General features: G+C 42.6%; 1 protein-coding gene. It reads left to right on the top strand.

The features are described 5' to 3' along the window. A partial coding sequence (locus tag ACMAYS_RS15670; RefSeq protein WP_412463578.1) for an elongation factor Tu occupies window positions 1–791 on the top strand: 791 nt, incomplete at its 3' end.

Genomic DNA, 791 nt, shown 5'->3' with positions numbered 1-791 from the left:
ATGGCAAAAGAATCTTTTGACAGAAGTAAGCCCCACGTAAACATTGGTACGATCGGGCACGTTGACCACGGTAAGACAACTCTTACAGCGGCAATTTCAATCACATTAGCTAACGCACTTGGTGGTGCCGTAAGAAAATTCGACGAAATCGATTCAGCACCAGAAGAAAAAGCTAGAGGTATTACAATCAATACTTCACACATTGAATACGAAACAGCTAACAGACACTACGCACACGTAGACTGTCCAGGTCACGCTGACTATGTAAAGAACATGATTACAGGTGCAGCACAAATGGACGGAGCGATCCTAGTATGTTCAGCGGCTGATGGGCCAATGCCACAAACTAGAGAGCACATCCTTCTTGCACGTCAGGTAGGTGTACCAGCGATCGTAGTATTCTTAAATAAAGTAGACCAAGTAGATGACGAAGAACTACTTGAGCTAGTAGAGATGGAAGTAAGAGAACTTCTATCTTCATACGACTTCCCAGGTGACGATATTCCTATCGTAGCTGGTTCTGCACTTGCAGCTCTTGAAATGAGAGACGATGCAATTGGTAAAGATAAAGTTCTAGAGCTTATGGCACAAGTTGATGAGTACATCCCAACTCCAGCTAGAGCAACAGACCTTGACTTCCTAATGCCAGTAGAAGACGTATTCTCAATTTCAGGACGTGGTACAGTTTGTACAGGACGTGTTGAAAGAGGGATTATCAAAGTTAACGAAGAAATCGAAATCGTTGGTATTAAAGAAACAACTAAAACAACTGTAACTGGTGTTGAGATGTT

Source organism: Halobacteriovorax sp. RT-2-6, assembly GCF_047085025.1.
In the GTDB taxonomy this organism is placed as follows: domain Bacteria; phylum Bdellovibrionota; class Bacteriovoracia; order Bacteriovoracales; family Bacteriovoracaceae; genus Halobacteriovorax_A.
Note: the sequence above shows the minus strand (reverse complement) of the source record. Positions and strands in the feature narration are given on the sequence as shown.